Below are 6,466 nucleotides of genomic sequence, written 5' to 3'. Positions count from 1 at the left end.
GGCGGTGAGGGGGCGGCCGAAGGCGTCGCGTGTGAGGTGTGTGGAGGAGCCGAGTGGGTCGGTGAGTTGGGTGGGGAGACCGGTGGGGTTGTTGCGGGAGTGCTGTACGGCGCCGGTGGGGTCGGTGACGGTGGTGACGGCGCCGGTGGGGTCGTAGGTCAGGGCTGTGACGGCGCCGTCGGGCCTGGTGACGGTGGTGAGGTTGCCGTGGTCGTCGTAGGTGAGGTGGGTGGTGGTGCCATCGGGTCGAGTGGTGCTGGTCGGAAGGTGCAGGTCGTTGTAGGTGGAGTGGGAGGTGGTGCCGTCGGGGTGGTGGACGGTGGTGAGGTTGCGGTGGTCGTCCCATTCGAGACGGGTGGTGTGGCCGAGGGGGTTGGTGCGGGTGAGGAGGCGGTCGTCGCGGGTCCAGGTGGAGTGGGTGGTGTTGCCGAGCGGGTCCGTTTCCGCGATGACCTGGTGGAGTTCGTTGTGCTGGTAGGTGGTGGTGGCGCCGCATGCGTCGGTGTAGAGGGTGACGCCGGTGACCATGTCGTACTCGAAGCGGCTGGACATGGCGCCGTCGGGGCCGACTGTTTCGAAGACGCGGCCTTCGTGGTCGTAGAGGTAGCGGTAGGTGTCCTCGTTGCGGTCGGTCCAGGAGGTGATGCGGCGGTGTTCGTCGTAGGTGTAGACGAGGGCGAGCAGGGTGCCGACGAGCGGGTCGGAGTCCGGGAAGAACAGCTTGTTGAAGACGAGGGCAGCGGCTGCTCCGTAGAGGAAGAAGTCGTACCACTCGATCGTGGTGCCGATGAGGCTGGCGGCGACCACCCGGCGCAGCGGACCGGGACGGGTGGCGGCGCCGGTGGGGGGCGGGGCGGTTCCGTCGTCGGGAGTGGGGTCGCCGTCGGTGGTGTCGGGGTCGCCGTCGGGGTCGCTGTCGGGGTCCGCGTCGCGGTCGGAGGTGTTGTCCGGATCGTCGTTGTCCGGGGAGGTGGTGTCGTCTTGATCGGCCTTCGGATCGTCGTTGTCCGGGGTGGTGTCGTCCTGGTCGGGGCGGGTGTCGGGGTCCTTGTGGTCGTCCCGGTCGGTGGGACGGGTGTCGTCGGTGTCGGGCTTCGTCGGGTCGGTCGGGTCGCTCGGCCTGTCGGTGTCGGGCCGGGTGTTGTTGTCGTGGTTCTGGGGCTTGTCGGGGTCGAAGTCGTCGCGGGGCCGGTCGGGGGCCGGGGCGTCGGCGTCCTGGTCCGGACGGGGCTTGGTGCCGTCCGTGTCGGGTTTGGTGGGGCCGCCCTGGGGCCGGTCGGCGTTGTCGGCGTCGGGTTTGGTGGTGTCGTCCGGGCGTGGGCCGGTGTTGTCGGCGTCGGGTTTGGTGGTGTCGTCCGGGCGTGGGCCGGTGTCGTCGGGGCGGGGCTTGTTGGTGTCGTCGCTGTCGGGTTTGGCGGTGGTGTCGTCGTGGGGGCGTGAGGAGTCGTCGGTGGTGGGCCTGTCCTGAGCGAGAGTTGAGTCGCGGTCAGGAGTCGTGTCTGCGTCGGGAGTTGAGTCGCGGTCTGGGGTGGTGTCCGTGTCGGGGCGAGGCGCGCCGGAAGGGGGTGTGGTGGTTGTGTCGTCCGAACTCGGCTTGTTGGGTGGGGTGTTGCTGTCGGCGGCCGGGTTGTTGCTGTTGGGCGGAGTGGAGCTGTCCGTGGGAGGTGGAGTGTTGCTGTTGGCGGGGGCCGGGCTGGGTGTGGTGGTTGTGTCGTCCGAACTCGGTGGCGGTGTGGTGCTGTTGTCGGAGTCCTGGCTTCGTGGGGCGTCGAAGGGGTTGTCGGAGTAGGACTGGTTGCTGGTGTCGGAGGGGCGCGGGTAGTGGCTGCCGCCGTCCGAGCCGTCGCCGCTGTCCGAGCGTGTGCCGTCCGAGCCGCTGGGGGCGCTGGAGCCGTCCGAGCCGTCGCCGCCGCCGGGAGAGGTGGCGCTGGAACTGCCGTCTCCGGTACCGGAGTTGGGCGTACTGGACCCTGCGGGCGTGCCGGATCCCGACGGCGTACCCGAACCGCTGGGTGTGCCGGACCCCGAGGGCGTACCGCTGCCCGATGGGCTGGTGCTCCCGTCGCCGCCGGTTGACGTTGAACCGTCCGATCCGGTGCTGCCGTCGCCGCTCGTGGAGGTCGACCCGTCGGAGCCGTCGCCGGAGGTGGTGGTCCCGTCTGCGCCGTCCGTACCGGAGGTGGTGCCGTCGCCGGCGGAGTCGCTGTTGCCGCTGTTCTCGACGCCCTTGCGGGCCGAACTCCCGGCCTGCGAGGCGAAGTTGTCGACGAAGTTGGAACCGGCGTTCTCGTACTGGCTCTTGGCCTCTTCCTTGCCGGCCTCCACGCCCTTGTCGGCGGCGCTGCCGAAGTCGATGCCGTCCTGGGCGCCGAAGTGCTGGTTGGTGAACTGCCGCGCCAGGTCCTGGACCATGGCCTGGATGGCTTTCATCGCCGTCTGTTTCAACGCGTCGACGATCGTGTCCAGCAGCGCTTTCGCCGCCCACTTCAGGACTTGCGTCAAAATCGTGCGAGCCGCCGCGTAGAAACCACCACTGGCCAACGCCGACAGCCCGAACGTCGGCGCCGCCGCAGCCGCCGCAGCCGCCAACTGCACCAGAAACACGATGACCTGAATGATCACCGCGATCTTCAACCCGATCACGATCCCGGCCGCGACCTGCAACGTCGTCGCCAACACCGTCGCCGCCGTACGGGCATCATCCAGATAACCGCTGCCCGTCCCCGAAAACTCCCGCCACGACTCGTTGAAACCCTCGATCGAGGTACCGAAGTTCTCCGAGGTGACGTTCCCCGCCGCCTTGCTCCCCGCCACCTGCAAAGCCTCGAGATCCATCGCGAACTGGATCCACGCCTGCGCCGACTCCATCAGCTTGGACTCATCGGCCTCCGGCCAGTTGAACCCCAGCATCCCCAGGCCCTTTTCGACCTCGGCAGGCAGCATCATCCCCACGGCCGGTTTCCCCCCATTGCAACGGCACGGCAGCTCGAACCGAGCCTAGCCACGCCCCCCTGGCCCGCCACAAGAGGTGGACGCCGCCCGGCAGTTGCGTCTCGGCGCCCGCAGCGGGCTGCGCAATCGGCCGTGTACGAGGGGTGTTTCGGTCGGTTCGCCTTCGGAGGGACGACGCGGGGGAGGGCCGCCGCGGTTGCAGCCGTACGGGGCCGGGGCGCTCTTGTCGAGGTGGTCGCGACTGCCGACGGACGCCCCTCGACGGGCCCGCGCGCCCCGCCGCGACGCACGCCCTCGCCGCCGGACGCAGCCCCGCCTCGTGTCGGGACGTACGCCCTCACCGGCACGGCGCACGCCCCCTCAGCGACATCTGCCGCCCACCGGTCCGTCACCGCAGGAGCCGCGCGCGGGTGTGCGCGGGGCCTCGACCGCGTGCGGGAAGCAGCCCGCGGAGCGTCTTCGCGGCGCCTACCGGCCGGTCACCACAGGGCTCGCCCCACTGCGGCGCAACGCCACTTGTATTCCAGGTGAACGGCGACGGCAAATCGGGTTAACGCGTTTTCTCCCCGGTCCGGTTGGTTGTTCGTCGGCGCGTTGTTAACCCGCCGTTGCCATGGCGTTGGGCCGAAGAGCGGATTCCCTTTCTAGCGTCGGAGACGTGCCCACAGCTACCGAAACCGAGAACGGCGAACGCGCCCCGCGAATCGCCGTACTCGCCGATTCCGACACCCGCTGGAAATGGGGCGGTCTGACCGCCCAGCGCCTGCTGCCCGACGCCGATCCGGCGCGGGACGTGGACGGGCTGCTGCTGCGCGGGCGGGCCACCCCCACGCCCCGGCAGCTGCGCGAGGTCGGGGTGTCGGCGGCGTCGTTGGACGAGGTGACGGTGCCGGAGTTCCTCGCCCGCGCCGGGGAGTACGACCTGCTGGTGCTCTCCTGCGTCGGCGGCACGGTACAGGCGATGCTGCACGGGCTCGCGCACCGCTGGGGTTCGGCGGAGCTGCGCGAGAACGGTACGACGGCGAAACGCCCGGTGCTGGTCACCGGTTATGTCGGCGTGGTTTACGAGAAACTCGCAGACGGTCTGCTGCTGCGGAATGGCGCCGATGTCGTGTTGGCGAATTCGCGGGTCGACGCGGAGCGTTTCCGTGATGTTTACGCGGGCGTCGGACGTTCGACGGAATCCGTTGTGGAAAGCGCTCTGCCGTTTCTCGGCGGCGCCCCGTACGAGAAGAGCGGCGACCGCCCCTTCACCGTCACCTTCGCCGTTCAGCCCTCGGTGCCGGTGGACCGCGCGGGCCGGCTGTATCTGCTGAACCGCGCCGCCGACCACGCCCGGAAGCACCCGGACCGCGAGGTGCTCATCAAGCTCCGCAGCAAGCCCGGCGAGCACACCACACACATCGAGGAACTGCCCTACCAGCGGCTCGCGGACCGCCTCCCCGGCGGACTGCCGCCCAACTGCCGCCTGGTGTACGGGCACATGGGCGAGGTGCTGGACCGTACGGACCTGCTGGTCACGGTCTCCTCCACCGCCGCGCTGGAGTCGCTGCACCGCGGCATCCCCACCGCCGTGCTGGCCGACCTCGGTGTGCGCGAGGTGCACGGCAACCACCACTTCCTCGGCTCCGGCTGCCTCACCTCGTGGGACGCGCTGGACGCCGGTCATCTGCCGACCGCCTCCCCGCACTGGACGGCACGCAACGGCGTCGTCTCCGACGGCCCGTACGAGGCGGCCTTCGACCCGGCCCGCAAGCGAATCTCCGCGCTGCTCGGCCGACCCACGCTGCCGCCCGTCGAGCCGTACTACACCGCCGCCACCGCACCCGGCTATCTGCCCGGGATCCTCGCCCGTCACGGCCTGGGCCCGGACGGGGCGCCGACCGAGAGCACCGTCGAGGCACCCGGTGCCTCCGGAGTGCGCCGGGTGGTGCGCGGCGCCCTGCGGCGAGCCGCCCGCGGCGCGTACCGGCACGGCGTACAGCGCGTGGCGCCGGCCATCCGACGGATGGGGGAGCTGTGAACACCGCACCCGACCCCACCGTCGGCCCGACCGGCCCGACCGGCCCCGCACCGAACCAGCGCCAGCACCAGCACCAGCACCCCGAGCAGCAAGGAGCCCTCGTGCCTCCCACCGTCCTCGCCGTCATCCCCGCCAGGGGCGGCTCCAAGGGCGTGCCCGCCAAGAACCTGGCACCGGTTGCCGGCGTACCGCTGGTGGCCCGCGCCGTACGGGAGTCGCTGGCCGCGCGCCATGTGACCGCGGTGGTCGTCTCCACGGACGACGAGGACATCGCGGACGTCGCCCGCGCCGCCGGTGCGGAGGTGGTGCAGCGGCCCAGCGAGATCGCCGGTGACACCGCGACCAGCGAGGCGGCGGTGCTGCACGCGATGGACGTCTACGAGGCGCGGTACGAGTCCGAGGTGGACGTGGTGCTGCTCGTCCAGTGCACCAGCCCGTTCCTGACCGGCGAGGACATCGGCGGGGTCGCGGGGGCGGTCGCGGAGGACGGCGCGGACAGCGCGCTGACTGTCGCCCCCTTCCACGGCTTCGTCTGGCGCGACGGTCGCACCGACGCACCCCCGGACGTCGACACGGAACTCACGGAACCCCCCGCGCCGCAGGGTTCGTACGGCGTCAACCACGACAAGGCGTTCCGCCCGCGCCGCCAGGACCGGCCGCAGGACCTGCTGGAGACGGGCGCCGCGTACGCGATGTCCGCCGCCGGCTTCCGCACCGCCAAGCACCGCTTCTTCGGCCGTACCGACCTGGTGCGCACCGACCCGGCCCGCACGCTGGAGGTCGACGATCCGCACGACCTCGCCCGGGCCCGTGCGCTCGCGCCGCTGCTGGACGCCCCCGAGTCGTTGCGCCCGACCTTCGCCGACCTGGACGCGGTGGTCCTGGACTTCGACGGCACCCAGACCGACGACCGGGTCCTGATCGACTCCGACGGGCGGGAGTTCGTCTCCGTCCACCGGGGCGACGGGCTGGGCATCGCGGCGCTGCGGCGCTCCGGTCTGAAGCTGCTGATCCTCTCCACCGAGCAGAACCCGGTGGTGGCCGCGCGGGCGCGCAAGCTCCGGCTGCCCGTGCTGCACGGCATCGACCGCAAGGACCTCGCGCTCAAGCAGTGGTGCGAGGAGGAGGACGTCGCGCCCGAGCGGGTCATGTACGTCGGCAACGACGTCAACGACCTGCCCTGCTTCGGACTGGTCGGCTGGCCGGTCGCGGTCGCCGGCGCCCACGACGTCGTACGGGACGCGGCCCGCGTCGTGACCACCGCCGAGGGCGGGTTCGGGGCGATCCGGGAGATCGCCGCCTGGCTGCTCGGCCCCTCGCTGACCGTCCCCACCGGGCCCGCCACCACCGTCCCCGGAACCACCGGCCCCGCCACCACCGGCACCACCGGCACCACCGGGCCCGGGACCAACAGCGCACCCACCACCGGTGGTCATCCCTGACCGCTGTGCCCGCGCACACCTACAGACCCCATCCGAAAAGACCCACAGA

At 71.2% G+C, this 6,466-nt stretch carries 3 protein-coding genes; 2 read left to right on the top strand and 1 reads right to left on the bottom strand.

Annotated features, from left to right (window positions below; genetic code table 11):
* A partial coding sequence (locus JGS22_RS26935; RefSeq protein WP_443742856.1) for a WXG100-like domain-containing protein occupies positions 1-2,946 on the bottom strand: 2,946 nt, incomplete at its 3' end.
* 625 nt (positions 2,947-3,571) lie between these two features.
* Between JGS22_RS26935 and JGS22_RS03485 the strand changes: the two genes are divergently transcribed.
* Positions 3,572-4,975, top strand: a complete 1,404-nt coding sequence (locus JGS22_RS03485; RefSeq protein ID WP_236073373.1) for a DUF6716 putative glycosyltransferase — start codon at positions 3,572-3,574, stop codon at positions 4,973-4,975.
* Positions 4,976-5,076: 101 nt separating this feature from the next.
* Positions 5,077-6,417, top strand: a complete 1,341-nt coding sequence (locus JGS22_RS03480; RefSeq protein ID WP_211040400.1) for an acylneuraminate cytidylyltransferase — start codon at positions 5,077-5,079, stop codon at positions 6,415-6,417.
* Positions 6,418-6,466: the final 49 nt, after the last annotated feature.

Origin of the sequence: Streptomyces tardus (genome assembly GCF_018101125.2) — a bacterium.
GTDB lineage: Bacteria > Actinomycetota > Actinomycetes > Streptomycetales > Streptomycetaceae > Streptomyces > Streptomyces tardus.
Note: the sequence above shows the minus strand (reverse complement) of the source record. Positions and strands in the feature narration are given on the sequence as shown.